Annotated in this window: 11 protein-coding genes; all 11 read left to right on the top strand. The window is 41.8% G+C overall.

What is annotated here, in order from left to right; genetic code table 11:
- Positions 1-83: 83 nt before the first annotated feature.
- The 11 genes from DWY31_RS08480 to DWY31_RS08430 all read left to right on the top strand — a co-directional run bounded on the left by DWY31_RS08480 (position 84) and on the right by DWY31_RS08430 (position 17,486).
- Positions 84-857, top strand: a complete 774-nt coding sequence (locus tag DWY31_RS08480; protein ID WP_118520072.1) for a TIGR01906 family membrane protein — start codon at positions 84-86, stop codon at positions 855-857.
- A gap of 160 nt (positions 858-1,017) precedes the next feature.
- Entirely contained in the window at positions 1,018-4,785 is a 3,768-nt protein-coding gene (locus DWY31_RS08475; protein WP_118520070.1) for a phosphoribosylformylglycinamidine synthase, read from the top strand.
- Between the two features lie 265 nt (positions 4,786-5,050).
- Positions 5,051-6,385, top strand: a complete 1,335-nt coding sequence (gene gdhA / locus DWY31_RS08470) for an NADP-specific glutamate dehydrogenase (protein ID WP_021861366.1) — start codon at positions 5,051-5,053, stop codon at positions 6,383-6,385.
- A gap of 281 nt (positions 6,386-6,666) precedes the next feature.
- Complete coding sequence (locus tag DWY31_RS13930) at positions 6,667-7,281, top strand: PBECR4 domain-containing protein (RefSeq protein ID WP_021861365.1); 615 nt, start codon at positions 6,667-6,669, stop codon at positions 7,279-7,281.
- A gap of 46 nt (positions 7,282-7,327) precedes the next feature.
- Entirely contained in the window at positions 7,328-7,906 is a 579-nt protein-coding gene (locus tag DWY31_RS08460; protein WP_118520068.1) for an RNA polymerase sigma factor, read from the top strand.
- A complete protein-coding gene (locus DWY31_RS08455; RefSeq protein WP_158575502.1) occupies positions 7,884-8,675 on the top strand; it encodes a DUF4367 domain-containing protein in 792 nt (263 codons plus the stop codon). Before DWY31_RS08460 ends, DWY31_RS08455 begins: the two co-directional genes overlap by 23 nt.
- 65 nt (positions 8,676-8,740) lie before the next feature.
- Positions 8,741-9,154 carry a hypothetical protein gene (locus tag DWY31_RS08450; RefSeq protein WP_118520064.1) on the top strand — a complete coding sequence of 138 codons (414 nt, stop codon included), beginning with the start codon at positions 8,741-8,743 and terminating at the stop codon, positions 9,152-9,154.
- A 15-nt stretch (positions 9,155-9,169) separates the two neighbouring features.
- Positions 9,170-12,547 (top strand): DNRLRE domain-containing protein, encoded by a 3,378-nt coding sequence (locus DWY31_RS08445; protein ID WP_118520062.1) that lies wholly within the window; start codon positions 9,170-9,172, stop codon positions 12,545-12,547.
- Entirely contained in the window at positions 12,507-16,037 is a 3,531-nt protein-coding gene (locus DWY31_RS08440; RefSeq protein WP_118520060.1) for an RHS repeat-associated core domain-containing protein, read from the top strand. Before DWY31_RS08445 ends, DWY31_RS08440 begins: the two co-directional genes overlap by 41 nt.
- A gap of 92 nt (positions 16,038-16,129) precedes the next feature.
- Positions 16,130-16,318 (top strand): hypothetical protein, encoded by a 189-nt coding sequence (locus tag DWY31_RS08435; RefSeq protein WP_118520058.1) that lies wholly within the window; start codon positions 16,130-16,132, stop codon positions 16,316-16,318.
- Between the two features lie 274 nt (positions 16,319-16,592).
- Positions 16,593-17,486, top strand: coding sequence for a hypothetical protein (locus tag DWY31_RS08430; RefSeq protein ID WP_118520056.1), 894 nt, complete (start codon positions 16,593-16,595; stop codon positions 17,484-17,486).
- Positions 17,487-17,536 lie beyond the last annotated feature (50 nt).

Genomic DNA, 17,536 nt, shown 5'->3' with positions numbered 1-17,536 from the left:
ATAGAGTGTGAAAATACAGATTATTAGAAGAATCAGGTATCAGGCAGGAAGAATCGAAAAAATAAACGGAGAAAACAAGAAATATGAAACGAAATATGATATATACTGTATTAGCGGCAATGTCTATGTTTGCTCTGCTTATCATCATACTGGTGACAAGTATTCAAATTGCCATATACGGTGATTCGGAGTATCATTTTTATCAAAAAGAATATGAGAAATATACGGTCGCGAAAGCACTGGATATGAAAATATCTGATCTGATGGAAGTTACGGAACATATGATGGCATATCTGGATGGAAAGGAAGAAAAACTCTCTGTGGAAGTTCCGGTGGAGGGTAAAATGCAGGATTTCTTCAACAGACAGGACCGGGAACATATGGCAGATGTACAGGTACTCTTTCATAAAGGAAGAATCGTACGGAGATTTGCCACAGCAGTAGCAGCGTTTTTGCTTGCAGTATTATATGTATGTAAGAAATATCTGAAAATAAAAGATCGGCAGACAGCAGGGGGACAGGCAAAACAGTGGCGGTTGCGTACAATCCTTTTTCGAGGATATACGACAGCACTTGGAATCTTTGTGGCAATCGTAGCAGTAATCGCCGCCGCATGTGTCAGAGATTTCTCGGCGACATTTACCTTATTTCACGAATTGATTTTTACAAATAAACTGTGGCTGTTTGATGCGGGGACGGATTATATGATCCGGATGCTGCCGGAAGGGTTCTTCTCGGACATGGCATTTCGGATCCTGCTTACATTTGGCGTGGCTGTGATCATATTGTGGGCTATGCTATTTATATGGAACTGTATGTGCAACCGGAAAAGGTCGTATATGGCTAAGAACAGATAAGTTGTAAAATAAGATATAGCCACACATATTACATAGATTATAAGATAGATTAATAAGATATACTAATAAAAATATTTATGTATATTAATTTTATTAATAAAATAAAATGTGTTACAATGTAACTAATGACTAGTAAAAGAGTACAAATGGAGGAAATTGTATGAGTAGTGTAAGACGAGTTTACGTGGAGAAAAAGCCTGAATTTGCAGTACAGGCAAAGGATCTTAAGCATGAGATCAAGAATTATCTTGGAATCCGTGATATCAAAGAAGTCCGGATTCTGATTCGTTATGACGTGGAGAATATTTCTGATGATACATTTGAAAAAGCATGCAATGGTATCTTTTCCGAACCACCGGTAGATATCTTATATCATAATGCATTCCCGGAGACAGAGAATGCAAAAGTATTTTCCGTAGAGTTCCTGCCGGGACAGTTCGACCAGAGAGCAGACTCTGCAGTACAGTGTATCCAGTTTATCAAAGAGGATGAGCAGCCGGTGATCAAGACAGCGACAACTTACGTAATTGTTGGCGCCGAGGGCGCGATCTCCGAGGAAGAGTTCGAGGCAGTAAAAGCACACTGCATCAACCCGGTAGATTCCAGAGAAGCACAGGAGCAGATTCCGGAGACACTCGTTACAAAATTCGAAGAGCCGGCAGATGTGAAGATCTTTGACGGATTCAAAGATATGGCAGAAGCCGAACTGAAAGAATTATATGCGTCCCTTGGACTTGCCATGACATTCAAGGATTTCCAGCATATTCAGAATTATTTCAAAAAGGAAGAGGACAGAGATCCATCCATGACAGAGATCCGTGTTCTGGACACCTATTGGTCCGATCACTGCCGTCATACAACATTCTCTACCGAGCTTACAGATGTGAAGTTCGAGGACGGAGACTATAAGGCACCACTGGAAGAGACATACAGACAGTATCTTGCAGACCACAGTGAGATTTTCAAAGGCAGAGAAGATAAATTCGTATGCCTGATGGATCTTGCGCTGATGGCAATGCGTAAACTGAAAAAAGAAGGCAAGCTTGAAGATCAGGAAGAATCTGACGAGATCAACGCATGCAGTATCGTAGTACCGATCAAAGTGGACGGTGTAGAAGAAGAGTGGCTCGTAAACTTTAAAAACGAGACACACAACCACCCGACAGAGATCGAGCCATTCGGTGGAGCTGCGACCTGCCTTGGAGGAGCTATCCGTGATCCACTGTCAGGACGTACTTATGTATATCAGGCAATGCGTGTAACCGGAGCAGCAGATCCGACCGTATCTGTCAAAGATACGATGAAAGGAAAGCTGCCGCAGAAGAAACTGGTTCGTGAAGCAGCACATGGATACAGCTCTTACGGAAACCAGATCGGACTTGCAACCGGAGCAGTCAAAGAGATCTATCATCCGAACTACGTTGCAAAACGTATGGAGATCGGAGCCGTTCTCGGAGCAGCACCGAGACGTGCCGTTATCCGTGAAACATCTGATCCGGGAGATATCATCATTCTCCTCGGCGGACGTACCGGACGTGACGGATGCGGTGGAGCAACCGGATCATCCAAAGTACATACCGAAGAGTCCATCGAGACATGCGGTGCAGAAGTACAGAAAGGTAACGCACCGACAGAGCGTAAGATCCAGCGTATGTTCCGCAGAGAAGAAGTAAGTAAATTAATCAAGAAATGTAACGACTTCGGTGCAGGTGGTGTATCCGTTGCCATCGGAGAACTTGCAGACGGACTGCAGATCGATCTGGATAAAGTGCCGAAGAAATATGCCGGACTTGACGGAACAGAGATCGCTATTTCCGAGTCCCAGGAGCGTATGGCTGTTGTCGTAGATCCAAAAGATGTCGATACATTTATGAACTATGCAGCAGAAGAAAACTTAGAGGCAACAAAGGTAGCTGTAGTAACAGAAGAGCCGAGACTGGTACTTTCCTGGAGAGGAAAAGAGATCGTCAACTTATCCCGTGCCTTCCTTGATACAAACGGAGCGCATCAGGAGACAACGGTTACTGTAGAGATCCCAAGCCGCAAAGATACGATTCTTACAAGAGAAGAAGTAAAAGATGTCAAAGCAAAATGGTTAGAGACATTAAAAGACCTGAACGTATGCTCACAGAAAGGTCTTGTAGAGATGTTCGACGGTTCTATCGGAGCAGCTTCCGTATTCATGCCGCACGGTGGAAAATACCAGCTGACAGAGACACAGGCAATGGTTGCAAAACTTCCGGTACTGACAGGAGACTGCGATACCGTTACGATGATGAGTTACGGATTTGATCCATATCTGTCTACATGGAGCCCATACCACGGAGCTATTTACGCAGTGACAGAGTCTGTTGCGAAGATTGTGGCAGCAGGTGGAGATTACAGCAAGATCCGTTTCACATTCCAGGAGTATTTCCGCAGAATGACAGAAGATCCGACCAGATGGAGTCAGCCGTTCGCAGCACTGCTCGGTGCTTACAATGCACAGCTCGGATTCGGACTTCCATCTATCGGAGGAAAAGACAGTATGTCCGGAACATTTGAAGATATCGATGTACCGCCGACACTGGTTTCCTTCGCAGTAGATGTGGCAACAGAAAAAGACATCATCACACCGGAATTAAAAGCAGCAGGAAATAAACTCGTATGGATGCAGATTCCGACAGATGAATACGACGTACCGGAATATGCAAAAGTAATGGATGCTTACGGTAAATTCACAGACGACATCAGAAGCGGCAAGATCGTATCTGCTTACGCATTAGACAGACACGGAATCGTATCCGCAGTCAGCAAGATGGCATTCGGTAACCGTATGGGTGTTACCATCTGCGACAGCGTAGATGCAAAAGACCTGTTTGCACCGGCATTTGGTGATATTATCGCAGAAGTACCGGCAGATAAAGTAGACGCACTGACAATCCCTTACACAGTGATCGGTGAAGTAAATGCAGATGCCGTATTCGCATACAAAGATGTAAAACTGATAGAAGCAGATGCAGAAGCAGCATGGAAAGAGCCACTGGAGAAAGTATTCCCAACCAACTCCGGAGCAGAAGGACAGGAAGAAGCAGTGAAGAGTGATGTATACAAAGCATCCGATATCCACATCTGCACACACAAGATTGCACAGCCGACTGTATTTATCCCGGTATTCCCTGGAACAAACTGCGAGTTTGACAGCGCGAAAGCATTTGAGCGTGCAGGAGCGAAGACGATTGTCAAAGTCTTCCGCAACCAGAATGCAGCCGACATCGTAGATTCTGTAGATGTATTTGAAAAAGCAATCGCACAGTCCCAGATCATCATGTTCCCGGGTGGATTCAGTGCAGGAGATGAGCCGGACGGTTCCGCTAAATTCTTCGCAACTGCTTTCCAGAATGCGAAGATGAAAGAAGCAGTAGAGAAGCTGTTAAATGAAAGAGACGGACTGGTACTCGGTGTGTGCAATGGATTCCAGGCACTTGTCAAACTGGGACTGGTTCCGAACGGAGCAGTTACCGGACAGAATACAGATGCACCGACACTGACTTACAATACGATCGGACGTCATATCTCCAAGATGGTGTATACAAAAGTTGTATCCAACAAATCCCCATGGCTTGCACAGGCAGAGCTTGGCGGTGTATACACGAACCCGGCATCCCACGGAGAGGGACGATTCGTAGCAAATGAAGAGTGGCTTAAGAAACTCTTTGCAAACGGACAGGTAGCAACACAGTACTGTGATCCGGAAGGAAATGTTACGATGAATGAAGAATGGAATGTCAACGGTTCTTACTGCGCGATCGAAGGTATCACAAGTCCGGACGGACGTGTATTCGGTAAGATGGCACATTCCGAGAGACGTGACAGAAGTGTAGCTATGAATATTTACGGAGAACAGGATCTGAAGATCTTCGAATCCGGTGTTGCATACTTTAAATAAAAGTGAAACTTAGAGTGCAATCTGTTTCACTAAAAGCGAAAAAGAATCAACTAAAATGAAATAAAATCAATATTTTTGCAAGTAGTACAAATAAATGTTGCAAAAAACCACAAAATTTGTAAAAAAAATACTTGCCATATGCACTCTTTTCCTTTACAATGATAAAGGACAAAGACGTCAGAGAAAAACGGGTGGATTTGTCCATCCGTTTTCTTTTTAAAAGGATGTTTTTTTGAGACAGAAAGATTTAGGAGGTAACAAGGTTATGTCATATGTTGATGAAGTACTGGAAAGAGTAGTAGCTAAGAACCCTGCTGAACCAGAATTCCACCAGGCAGTAAAAGAAGTATTAGAATCATTGAGAGTGGTAGTTGAGGCGAATGAAGAGAAGTTCAGAAAAGACGCCTTACTGGAGAGACTTGTAGAACCAGAGAGACAGTTTAAGTTCCGCGTACCGTGGGTAGACGACAAAGGACAGGTACAGGTGAATACAGGATACCGTGTACAGTTCAACAGTGCAATCGGACCATACAAAGGAGGCTTACGTCTTCACCCATCTGTAAATCTTGGAATCATCAAGTTCCTCGGATTTGAGCAGATCTTCAAGAACTCCCTGACAGGACTCCCGATCGGCGGAGGTAAAGGTGGTTCTGATTTCGATCCGAAGGGCAAATCAGACAGAGAAGTTATGGCATTCTGCCAGAGCTTTATGACAGAACTTTGCAAATATATTGGAGCAGACACAGATGTTCCTGCCGGAGATATCGGAACAGGAGCAAGAGAGATCGGTTACATGTTTGGACAGTACAAGAGAATTCGCGGACTGTATGAAGGTGTTCTTACAGGTAAGGGATTAAGCTATGGCGGATCTTTAGCAAGAACAGAAGCTACAGGATATGGTCTTCTTTATTTAACAGAAGAACTTCTGAAGATTAACGGAAAAGACTTAAAGGGAATGACAGCAGCAGTATCCGGATCCGGTAACGTAGCAATCTACGCAACAGAGAAAGCACAGCAGCTCGGAGCAAAAGTTGTAACAGTCAGCGATTCTACAGGATGGGTATACGATCCGGAAGGAATCGATGTAGCTGCATTAAAAGAGATCAAAGAAGTAAACCGTGCAAGACTGACAGAGTATAAGAAATATCGTCCGAACTCAGAATATCATGAAGGACGCGGCGTATGGTCAGTAAAAGTTGACCTGGCTCTTCCTTGCGCAACACAGAACGAATTACATCTGGAAGATGCAAAACAGTTAGTAGCTAACGGATGCGTAGCTGTATGCGAAGGTGCGAACATGCCTACTACATACGAAGCAACACAGTATCTGCAGGAGAACGGAGTGATCTTCGCACCTGGTAAAGCTGCCAACGCCGGTGGAGTTGCAACATCTGCACTGGAGATGTCACAGAACAGCGAGAGATTAAGCTGGACATTCGAAGAAGTAGATGCCAAATTAAAAGACATCATGGTAAATATCTGCCATAACATGGACGAAGCTGCAAAACGTTACGGAATGGAAGGTAACTATGTAGCAGGCGCTAACATCGCAGGATTTGAGAAGGTTGTAGACGCTATGACCGCTCAGGGAATCGTGTAAGAGAAAAAAGTTTAAAATTAGTCATATACTTGACATTAAAATTATTGATTCGTATAATAATATTGTAAAGACAGATGCGTCTGTCTGGGTGAGCTGACACCTTAAAAATCTGACATTTTAGCCAGTTCGTTGGCTGGCAGGTTGGAGAGCAACAGAAAAACTCTACAGTTAAACCGCACATAGTGGGGCGGAATGTTGGCAGACAACAGTAAAATCAGCAATATCAGAATTAGAAAAGGTTGTCCGAGAGGGCAACCTTTTTTGTATAGTGGGGAATACAAATGAAAAAATATGATAAAAAATCAGCAATAAAAATTATTGTACATGCAGCAAAAGAATATGAAGAAAAATTGAATAATAAGCACTTTTTGATTGTTTATCAGAAAAAATCACTTACTAAAACAGTAGAAATCGGTTTTCGTGATATGAACTTTTTACATTTAACAGGAGTAAAGACTAAGTTATCTGCACAACAATTTTATGCGGCATGTTTGGAGTCTAAATTAGCAGAAAGAGATTTTGAAATTGATAATAAAGGGAAGGTGCAACAGAAATTAATGGTATTACCATGTCTTTCTAAGCTTATGTCTCATCATTGTCTAGTTGGAGAATTTATTAATAGTGGGGTATATATTCGGGCAGATTATTTTGTTGGTGATACAAAAGCGATATTAAGTGTTGGTTTTCGTAATGGAAATCGTGTGGATTATCCAGTAACATTATACAATGAAGATGTAAAACGATTGTCTAACCCAACAAATAAAGTTCTTGCAATTTTTTCAAAAAGCTATAAAGAGAAATGTTATAATAAATGTACATACCTTTCAAAAGGGCAAGAGATTGGTAAGTTGAAGTTAGAAGAAGATATAAGAAAAAGAATTGAAATTGTAAGATAGCGACATTGCATGCAAGTGGTATGATCACGAGGGGGAAGAGAAGCGCATGCTACAAGTATACTTAAACCTGCTTGATACGCAGGAAGACAAAGAAAAATTTGAACAATTATATGCTCTGTACAAGGACAAGATGTACAAAGTTGCATATCAGATCCTGCACAACAGACACGACGCAGAAGACGCAGTACACGACAGTGTTATTGCTATCATAGATAATTTAGAAAAAATTAAGAAAATAAACTGTCACGAAACATGGAGTTACATTGTTACTATAGTTAAGAGCAGAGCATTTAACATCTATCAAAGAAAAGGAAAACGTTCTGAACGGGAAGCCCGGGAGCAGGACTACAGGAATTATCCATGTGAACAGCAGGAAAGTCCGGAAGACGCATATCTTTATAAAGATGTAACGACCATATTGCAGGAGCTGATTCTGGAACTGCCTTATCCGAAGCGGCAGATCCTTTATCTACACTATTATATGGATATGACGTTCGTAGAGATAGCAAAGATCGTGGAGTTATCCGAAGAAAATGTGCGCCAGATCGCTGCCCGTTCCAGACAAAAACTGGAAAAACAATTGCGCGAAAGGGGAATCACAGATGGAAATGAACAGAATCAGTGACGAACTGTTACGAGAAGCAGTAAAGCAGGCATGCGAGCGGGAAAGCACTTATTACGAAGAATTTACAAAAGATGCGAAGCATCATTTCTCGATCCGTCATCAGATACGCATGCGGCGATTATACAGGAAGATGAAGAGAAAAAAGGCAGAAGAACTTGTGGACAGATATAGGGTATATACATATCCGAGACAGGAAGCAGATGCTGGAAAAAAGCAATTTACTTCATACCGTGTGACACGGCTGCATCCAAAATTTTTACTGATAGTTATACTTCTGATGATCAGTATGAGTATGACAGTATTTGCAATAGAGCCGATTCGTGAGGGCATCTACCAGTTGATTGAAAAATGTTTTTCGGATCATACAGACATCAGCTTCGAGAAAGTGCAAAGCGAGATCAAGGGACAGGAAGAAGAAATCAAAGAATTTAAGCCACAGAAGCTGGAGTATGTGCCGGAAGGGTATGTGTTGGAGAATGAGGAGACGGATGAAGAAATTTACTATTATTCTATGTGCTTTGTAGATAAAAAAGATACGCCATTATATTATATACAAATGGGAATTGAATATTTTGATTTTACAGTTTCATCTAATGGAGAAAGAATAGAGAAAGTAGATGTAAAGAATAAACAAGGATATTGGGTGAAAGACACGGATGGCTGGAATAAGCTCTTATATGTAAAAGATGGGTATGTATATATGCTGTCCGGGCATGAAAATATTGAGAATCTCATAAGTATTTTAGAAAAAAATAAAAAAATTAAATAAAAAGTGTCACGAAGTACCTCTTTTGGTTGTTACTTATAGTAAAAGCAGAAAGGAGGTACTTTTTTATGTACCAAAGAATGAAAATGTTACTCGGAGGACTAATTTTGAGCACGGGATTGGTGGTGGCTACGCCAGTGTCCTATGCAGCAGAAACGCAAGTGAATGGAGAGGAGGATATAGAACTCGCGTATGAAAATATTGATAATTATTATAGTACATTATCAATTTCTGGTACGGAGGCAACGTGTAAATGCTATGTAAAGAGTAAAGAAACAAAAAGTATTAAAGTGACTATGAAATTGCAAAAGCATTTATCTGGTGAATGGAAAACCTTAAAAGAATGGACCGGCTCAACAACTGGAAAAATGTATAATTTAAATAAAAAGTATACAATTGCAACAGGTACATATCGAGTGAGAACAACATTTAAAGTTGGGAATGAAACCCTTACTAAAAACAGCAGTTCTGCAAAAAGATAAGGAGATAAATAGCTTATGAAAAAAAGAAAAAAGCATAAAGAAAAATATTATTTGAATTGGAAACGAATCACTGCAACGACATTAATAGCGGCACTATCCGTCACATCTGTATCATTAGATTCACTGGCGGCTGAACCGACACAGACAGCGGAGAATCCGGCGAAGACCGAAGCGGCTTTCGATGCAGATGACAGCGTAGAGCGTCCAAAAGAGCTAAAAGGTGTGACAGAAGAGGAGGCCGTGAAGAAAGAGAATACCGAGACTTCCACCACATTTCAGATCGGGAATGGTAAGAAAGTATCCGTATTCTATCAGGAACCGGTGCGGTATAAAGATGAGTCCGGGAAGCTCATTGATTATGATCCGTCACTGGTAAAAGTGGACAGTGCGAAAAGTGAGAACAAGGAAAGTCTGAAAGGCTATGCATACGAGAACGAAGAAGGGGATGCCAAACAGTACTTTCCAGAGAAACTTTCAGATGATACGCCACTTTTGATGGAAAAGGACGGCTACAGTGTTGCGCTTAGTCCGGATATGAAAAGCAAAGCTGTTGAAGTAGAGAAGGAGGACTTCACGAACGGATATGAAGAGACAGAAGAAGTCCCGCTGACAGCAGCTTATGATACTTCGGAATCGGTCACTTATGCATATACTTCCGGGGAGTCCGGGATCAAGGAAGAGATCCGGCTTGCAGAGTGTCCGAAAGAAAATACGTTTTCTTATACATTGAAATTAAAAGGCTTGAAGCTTAGAAAAAATCCGGTGGATGAAGGGCTGACTCTCTACGATAAAGAAAGCGACGAGATTGTTGGTTCGGTCGGTGCTCCGAATATGAACGATGCCAGTGGGGAGGCATACAGCGAAGAACTGACAACCAAAGTAGAGGAAGCAGGGGAAGACACCTACCGTGTAACAGTGACCGCAGACTGGTCTTATCTGAAAGACAAAGACCGTCAGTATCCGGTCGTGATCGATCCGACGATCAAGTGGACAGGCAACACCGATCTTGGGGATGTGTATATCTTAAGCGGTTCTACCTATAAAGATTACAACTTTTACACCAGCGGTGTAACGGTGATGAATGCGGGAAAAGCATCCAAGGGGATCTACCGGACCTACCTTGCTTTCAAAGATATGAAATCCAAGATCAAAGGCAACTATGTAGACAGTGCCATCCTGACTATGTATGAAACCGGAAACAGTACGAAAGGGCAGACGGTACAGGCATACCGGGTAAAAGAAGCGTGGGAGCGCTCCAAAGTAACCTGGAACAACCGTCCGGGATACAATACTTTATACAGCACGGTGAAGACAACCGGAAAAGCAAAGACTGCCAGAACATTAGATCTGACTTCTTTTGCCAGAGGGCTTGCCAATGATTCCATTGTCAACTATGGCGTAATGTTAAAAGGTGCGGATGAGACCGGAAAGTATGCGGAGTTTGTAGGTTCCAGAAACAGCACGACCAGTCTCCGCCCGAAATTGGTCGTTACTTATTATGATAAACCGACCAAGGCCACTTCCGTATCCGTAACACCGTCTTATGTAAAGCCGGGAACAGCGATCAAAGCAAACTGGACAGGGATCACATCCAAAGGATTATCCTATGTCCAGTACAAGATTGTAACATTGAATCCAACAACTCTGGAAGATGTCAGTGAGTTAGTTCCGTATTCTTCCAGTACCAAACTGGGAACCAGCGGAAGTGGCTCTGCAACGATCGCAGCGAGTACCGGCTGGAAAGAAGGCAGTTATAAGATCGGTATCCGTGGTGTGGACAAAGGAAACCTTGCAGGACCGGGAGCAGGTGCAAGATTTGTGATCGATGGAACGGCACCGACAATGGCAAAACCAGTACTGACACCGGCAACAACAAAAGAAGAGCCGACCGATGTGCAGAACCCGACAATCCAGTGGTCGGGTGTATCCGATGCGAACCTCAAACAGATGGAATACAAGATTGACGATGGCGCATGGAAGAAACTGGGAACCGGAACCAGTGGAAGTGTGGAACTTCCGGCAGGCACGATCACCGGAAATGGACAGCATAAGATCGCAGTCCGAGCAGTGGACAAAGCAGGCAACGTCAAAGAAGAAGTGTTGGATTATTATTACAAAGATAATACAGTCGGATTTGACGGTTATTTTCCAAAAGACGGAACACTCACCCTGCGGAAAGACTATGGCAAGAACTTGATCTCCTGGGAGACGGATAAAGTGTTAAATGACACGGTGTATTACCGAATCTACAGGGGAACGGAGAAAGACTTCACACCGAGTGAAGAAAACATGGTCTGTAAGAAAGTGTTCAAAGGTTACTGGATCGATCTGGAAAGTGCAAAGGACGAGAAATGGTATTATAAAGTAGAAGCTGTCCGTGCAGATTCTTCCGGTGAGATCGAAGAGCAGGAACTGATCGATACGGTATTAAGTGGAAACGGAACCGCACCGGAAGAGTTTGAGAAACATACCGGAAACCAGGACTATCTGGGCTACCAGAGTTTCCAGACGCCGACCGGAAACGGAACCGTAGAAGACCAGAGTGGAAATCTTACTTACAGTCAGGAAGACGCCAATCTTCCGGCAAGCCAGTTGACATTTGAGATGGCGAGAACTTATAACAGCCAGTCTCTGTTTAACGGCATGTTAGGAAATGGATGGAGTGATACCCTGCATAAAGAACTGGTCAAAGGCGAAGATGGCACGATGTATTATCTGGACAGTGACGGAAGCATCTATCATTTTAAGAAGAGTGGGAATACTTACGTTTGTAAAGAGACGAAAGATCTGACACTGAATGATGGAAGTGTAAAAACACCTTCCGGTGATACCGCAGCCAGCGTAAAGAGTACCCAGATCGGGGAGATGAGTTACTCTTATAAAGAAACAATCGCAGAGGAAAATATCGTAAAGAACCGCAAACATGCCTATACGATCAAAGATAAGAAAGGTATCCTCTATCGTTTCAATAAAGAAGGACAACTGGTAGCGGCGCTTGATCCGAACGGCACATTTCTTCTCTATGAGTATTATGCAGATGGAAGACTGAAACGGGTATCTTCCGATGCATTAAAGACAATGGAACTGAGTTATCAGAAAGATTCCGGACTTCTGGAAGAGATCACACTTCCAGACGGAACAAAACTCTGCTATACTTACAGTAATGGAAGATTAACGGAAATGAGCCATTGCAGTAAGGACGGCAAAGCATTGGTTTCTTATGCGTATGGCTATGACAGCGGTCACCTGAACAGTGTAACGGATGGCAAGGCACAAAAATATACGATCGCTTATAATGGTGAAAAAGTATCCGCAGTGACTTACCCGAACGGAGAGAAAGAAAACTGGGGATATGCAGGCGGAAAAAACAACCATAACAAAGAAAGCTTCTGACGGGACAGAAGTCCGCACGAACAGCCGGGAGTATGACACAAAGAGCGGAAAAGTCACAAAAGAGACCGAAGCGGATGGAAGCGTAACAACTTATACTTATGGCTATGCAAAGAATCCATATCTTGTGACAAAGACAACAAAGCAGACCGGATACGAAGAGCTGAATGACGGAAAAGTCGAATGGAAGACCAAAGAGTCTGTTACTGAGACCAGCTATGATGAGCAGGAAAATACCATCAGCGAAACAGAAGAAGACGGAACGAAAACAGAGTACACCTATGACACGACCAGTGAGTGGACGGAAGACCAGCCGAAGACAGAAGTTGTGACTAAAGGCGAAACTGTCATCAGCAAGGAAAACTATACCTATAGTAAGACCGGAAATCTGAAGAAAGAAGAGGAAAGTTCCGATCCTTCCAATAAGAGTGTGACAGAGAATACTTACGATGGAGATGGAAATGTCTTAGAATCCACAACAACAGTAGCCGGGATTGAGACCTCCAAAACGACCTCCAAGTACGACCTTTCCGGAAATGCAACGGAATCTGCAACCACCAGTGGAGACGTAGAAAGTCAGGAAAAGAATACTTACGACGTCATGGGACGCGTGACAAAGAAGACAGATCCGGATACCGGAGAAGTAACGGAATATACCTATGATGAGTTAGGAAGACAGATCAAATCTGTCAGCACTCTGAATGGAAAGAGTCAGACAACGACATCCGCTTATGATGCCAATGGAACGGTTGTTTCCGAGACAGGAACAGACGGAGTAAAGACGGATTATGTATACGATTCCCTGAACCGTGTGGTAAAGAGAACGGTTACAAAGGGTACATCCCTTACTTACACTACTGCCTATTCTTATGGGGATGTTACGGTACAGGATGGCAGAGGAACCAGAACGGTTAAGAATGCATCGATCCAGAAGGAGAGCTATCCAAGTGGAACAACAGCATCCGAGACGTATACCGATGCTTCCGGCAATGTCGTCAGAGAGAAAGCGAATGGTCTGTATACCGATTACACTTATGATATTTCCGGTAATCAGGTCGTTGCATACGAGAATGGAACCGGTGCGGACGCAGCAGAAGGTAAAGTGACACTGGCGCTTTATGATGAAGAAGGCAGAAACTTTGCAACGATTGTGAATCCAGGCGTATCCGGGGAAACCTATCAGGTCAGTGAGGACAGTCTGGTTACCAAACAGTCTTACGATACGAAAGGAAATGTCGCAAAAGAAACCGATGCCATGGGAACTGCAACCGCGTATTCCTATGATGCTTCTGACCGTGTGACAGAAGTGACACAGAACGCAGGAAAAGACGGAGCAGTTGTAACCAAAGCCTCCTATGAAACGGACACAGAGAACCAGAAGAACAAGACAACCATTACCGATGCAGGTGGCAGAAAGAGTATTGAAGTCACGGATGCGGCAGGTCTCATAAAGAGCAGTCAGGATCAGGGCGAGAAGGAAGACGAAAGCATCGCAACCGCTTACAGCTATGACAGCCGTGGAAACCAGACAAAGGTTACTTATGAAAATGGAGACTACCGGGAAGATACTTACGATGCAAGGAATCTGAAGACCGTATCGAAATACTATCAGGCAGACGGAACCCAGACATTGCAGACGAACTATCAGTATGATGACCAGTATCGTCTTACGAAGATGACGGATGCGAAGAAGTCCGGCAGTGCGATGAAAGCATACCGCTATACTTATACCGGTTATGACGGATTCGGAAGAACGGCATGGACAGCGGAAGTCTCACAGGAAACAGAGCCAAGTGATGCCCAGATTGCAAAACACAAGATCTCTTACAGCTATGATACGGAAGATAAGATCACGGAAGTTACTTATGCGTTGGCAGAAGACGGAAGAGTGGAAAGCCTGCACTATGCGTATGACAAGAACCAGTATCTGATCGCCATCAAAGCAAAGATCAAAGGCAGTGACGAGGAAAAACTGATCCGCAAATACCGCTATAACGAACGTGGAAAACTGTTTACGATCGTTGATTTCACAGACTACCGGGATAAGAACGAGAGCTATGTGGCAAGGTTCTATGAGTATGATACATTGGACCGTGTATCTTCTATGACGTACAAAAGTGGTACAACCGTTCTGGAAGCTTATACTTATTCTTATGATAAGAACAGCAACATCGTGAAGAAGACTGAGAAGAACAGTACCGCAAAAGAGGAAAAAGACCATACCGATCGGACAACGGAATACACGTACAATGTACTGGGAAGACTGACGAAGAGTGTCGTGACCGACCATAAGAAGAATGAGGAAAAGACCACCACGACTTACAGTTACGATTCCGCAGGAAACCGTACAAAGAAAGTCAAGGGTGAAGAAGAGACGGCGTATACCTACAATGGTCTGAACCAGCTCTTAAAAGCAAAGACAACCAAAGGAAATACCGTAAAGAATGATATATCTTATGAGTATGATGTCAACGGAAACCAGATCAAAGAGACCGATAAAGAGACAGGAGACAGTGTAGAGAATACTTACGATGTAGAAAACCGCTTGAGTACGGCAACTGTAACGAAGAAGAAGAGCGGTACATCCGGCAATGAGACGGTCAGCCTGACACAGGAAAACCTGTACAATGGAGAGGGACAGCGCATCCAGAAGAAGGAAGCAGGAGAAGTGACGAACTACTTCTACGAAGACGGCATGGTATCCTACACAACCGGAGCAGACACAGGAGAGAAACTGATCCAGAACCTGTCCGGACTGGAAGACAATGTGATCTATGCAGAACAGAAAGTAACCGGAAAAGACGGAACAACAGCCTCTTATCAGGATTTCCTGTATACGAAAGACATCCAGGGCAGCACCTCTAGCATCCTGAATAAGGATACAAAGGGAGAACTTTCCTACGAATATGACGACTTCGGCGAGACCAGTATCCACGGAAGCAGTGCCTTAAAGAATGAGATTTGCTACACAGGCGGCATCTACGATGAAAGCACCGGACTCTATTACCTGAACGCAAGATACTACGATCCGGAGAATGGAAGATTCCTGACGGAAGATACCTACCGGGGAGAGGTGAATGATCCAGATACTTTACATCTGTATGCATACTGTGCAAATGATCCGATCAATTATGTAGATCCGAGTGGACATAAATATCATACAACAAAAGCAAAAAAATCTAAAAAAAGAAAAGCACCATTCAAATATATAGTTGGAAAAACAACAAAAGTTTCTTTGGTAACGACAATAATAGTCAGGGAAGTAGCTTCAAAGCTTGCCGAAAAAATTCCAACAGTAAGTCCTTATTTACTTGTGCTAAAAGTGGGTGTAAGTGTTTTGGGTATAGCGGCTGAACTTAGTACAAATGCTATAGTAAAATATAAATTATATTCTAGAAAAGTTGGAAAATATACGAATTATAAATGTGTTTGGTCGGTTAAGTTTTCATGGGGATACAAGACACCAAGAATTACAACTTATTCAAATGTTTGATAATAAAAAGTTTACTATAAGGTAAGGAGTATGGACTTTAAAGATATGTTACAAGGAAGCTTACGTATATAGTTATAGTGATAGGAGAAAAAATGATAAATAAAAAAAGATTAATACGTTTAATATTAGAAGTGTTATTTTATGGCTTTATTATTGGTATAGGAGTGAATTATCCATATTATCAGAGAGCGATAGTGGCACTAATGGTAGTAATAAGCGTAGGAGAAATTATTTATAGTTGTGTTTTATGGAAAAAAACTAAGGAGAAAAATAAGAAATAGTCTGCAATGATGAAGCAAAAAAGGGATTTCTGTATATATCAGAAATCCCTCTTTCCGACTAAAATTAAGAAATTCCTTCGGGTTTTTTAAGCTTTTCCGTAACAAAACAAGAGCAACAAACGTTATTATATATATAAGACAATTTTATGGAAAGTGGGAAAAGATAAAAAGAATACTACTTAAAATGGCAAGGAATAAATTTACAAGTGTAAGTAAGATTCTTTGCCCTTATGTAGATAGAAGAAGCTGCTAACTGAAAGGTAGGTAATTTGATATGACATGTGTACGTAAAGATAAAGCTTGGGAAATTGTTGTTTATAAAAACCAATATTACGTTGAATTGTATGGATGTGCTATTCGGGTATATGATAAATCATTTGAATTAGTGTATCAAAGAGATAATCCGAAAGATTTTTATTCACAAATTATAATTGTAGAAGATACATTATTTGCGCAGGGACAATGTAATCCATTTATTGATGTGTTTGAATTGCCACAGTTAAAACTGAAAAAAAGAATAAAATGGAACGGAGAAAGGGATTATGAAAGAAATGAGCATGTAAAGATGTTATATAGAAAATCCGAAGGAAATGTATATGCAAGTTTATATTCGCAGAAAAAAGATGTATCAATTATTACAGCAATTAACATTAAAGAGAATTATTTAGAAAGAGTAATTTGGAAAGCAGAAAATGTATTTTTAGAACAAATGTTGTATAGTGAGAAAAGAAATGACTATGCATTGCTGTATAGAAAAATATATGAAAATAAAGATGAAGAAATATTTACGAATAAAATAGTTTGGGCAAAGAAGAAAGAAAAAATTTTAGAGATTGAAGTAGAAAAATCGGGGGATATAGAAAGTTTTGGAATTGATTTAAGCGGTGAAATATGGTGTTGGATTGAGCCGGTGTATAAAAGTGGCTATATTTTGCAAATAGAGAATAATAAAAAAATAGCAAAGGTAAAAGAATTGGTTACATTTTCAAGAGAAGGTTTCGCATTTTCTAAAAAAGGTAAAATATATCTTTATTCATATGGGGAAAGTGTATGTAAAAAAGTTATTGAAATGGATAAAGAGTGTGAAGGCTTATATCGAATACAGTTTATAGGTAAAGAATACATTGCTGTTCGCGGATGTAGATACATGTATTGGTATAAAATATAAGAATAAAGAATGAAATTAAGAAATTCTTTCGGATTTTTTAAGCTTTTCTG

Origin of the sequence: Dorea sp. AF24-7LB (assembly GCF_003478575.1) — a bacterium.
In the GTDB taxonomy this organism is placed as follows: domain Bacteria; phylum Bacillota; class Clostridia; order Lachnospirales; family Lachnospiraceae; genus Dorea_D; species Dorea_D hominis.
This window is presented reverse-complemented; position numbering and strand designations above follow the sequence as displayed.

Coding starts and splice junctions, on each gene's coding strand:
- DWY31_RS08480 (WP_118520072.1), top strand. CDS start 84: ATGAAACGAAATATGATATATACTGTATTAGCGGCAATGTCTATGTTT.
- DWY31_RS08475 (WP_118520070.1), top strand. CDS start 1,018: ATGAGTAGTGTAAGACGAGTTTACGTGGAGAAAAAGCCTGAATTTGCA.
- gdhA (WP_021861366.1), top strand. CDS start 5,051: ATGTCATATGTTGATGAAGTACTGGAAAGAGTAGTAGCTAAGAACCCT.
- DWY31_RS13930 (WP_021861365.1), top strand. CDS start 6,667: ATGAAAAAATATGATAAAAAATCAGCAATAAAAATTATTGTACATGCA.
- DWY31_RS08460 (WP_118520068.1), top strand. CDS start 7,328: ATGCTACAAGTATACTTAAACCTGCTTGATACGCAGGAAGACAAAGAA.
- DWY31_RS08455 (WP_158575502.1), top strand. CDS start 7,884: ATGGAAATGAACAGAATCAGTGACGAACTGTTACGAGAAGCAGTAAAG.
- DWY31_RS08450 (WP_118520064.1), top strand. CDS start 8,741: ATGTACCAAAGAATGAAAATGTTACTCGGAGGACTAATTTTGAGCACG.
- DWY31_RS08445 (WP_118520062.1), top strand. CDS start 9,170: ATGAAAAAAAGAAAAAAGCATAAAGAAAAATATTATTTGAATTGGAAA.
- DWY31_RS08440 (WP_118520060.1), top strand. CDS start 12,507: ATGCAGGCGGAAAAAACAACCATAACAAAGAAAGCTTCTGACGGGACA.
- DWY31_RS08435 (WP_118520058.1), top strand. CDS start 16,130: ATGATAAATAAAAAAAGATTAATACGTTTAATATTAGAAGTGTTATTT.
- DWY31_RS08430 (WP_118520056.1), top strand. CDS start 16,593: ATGACATGTGTACGTAAAGATAAAGCTTGGGAAATTGTTGTTTATAAA.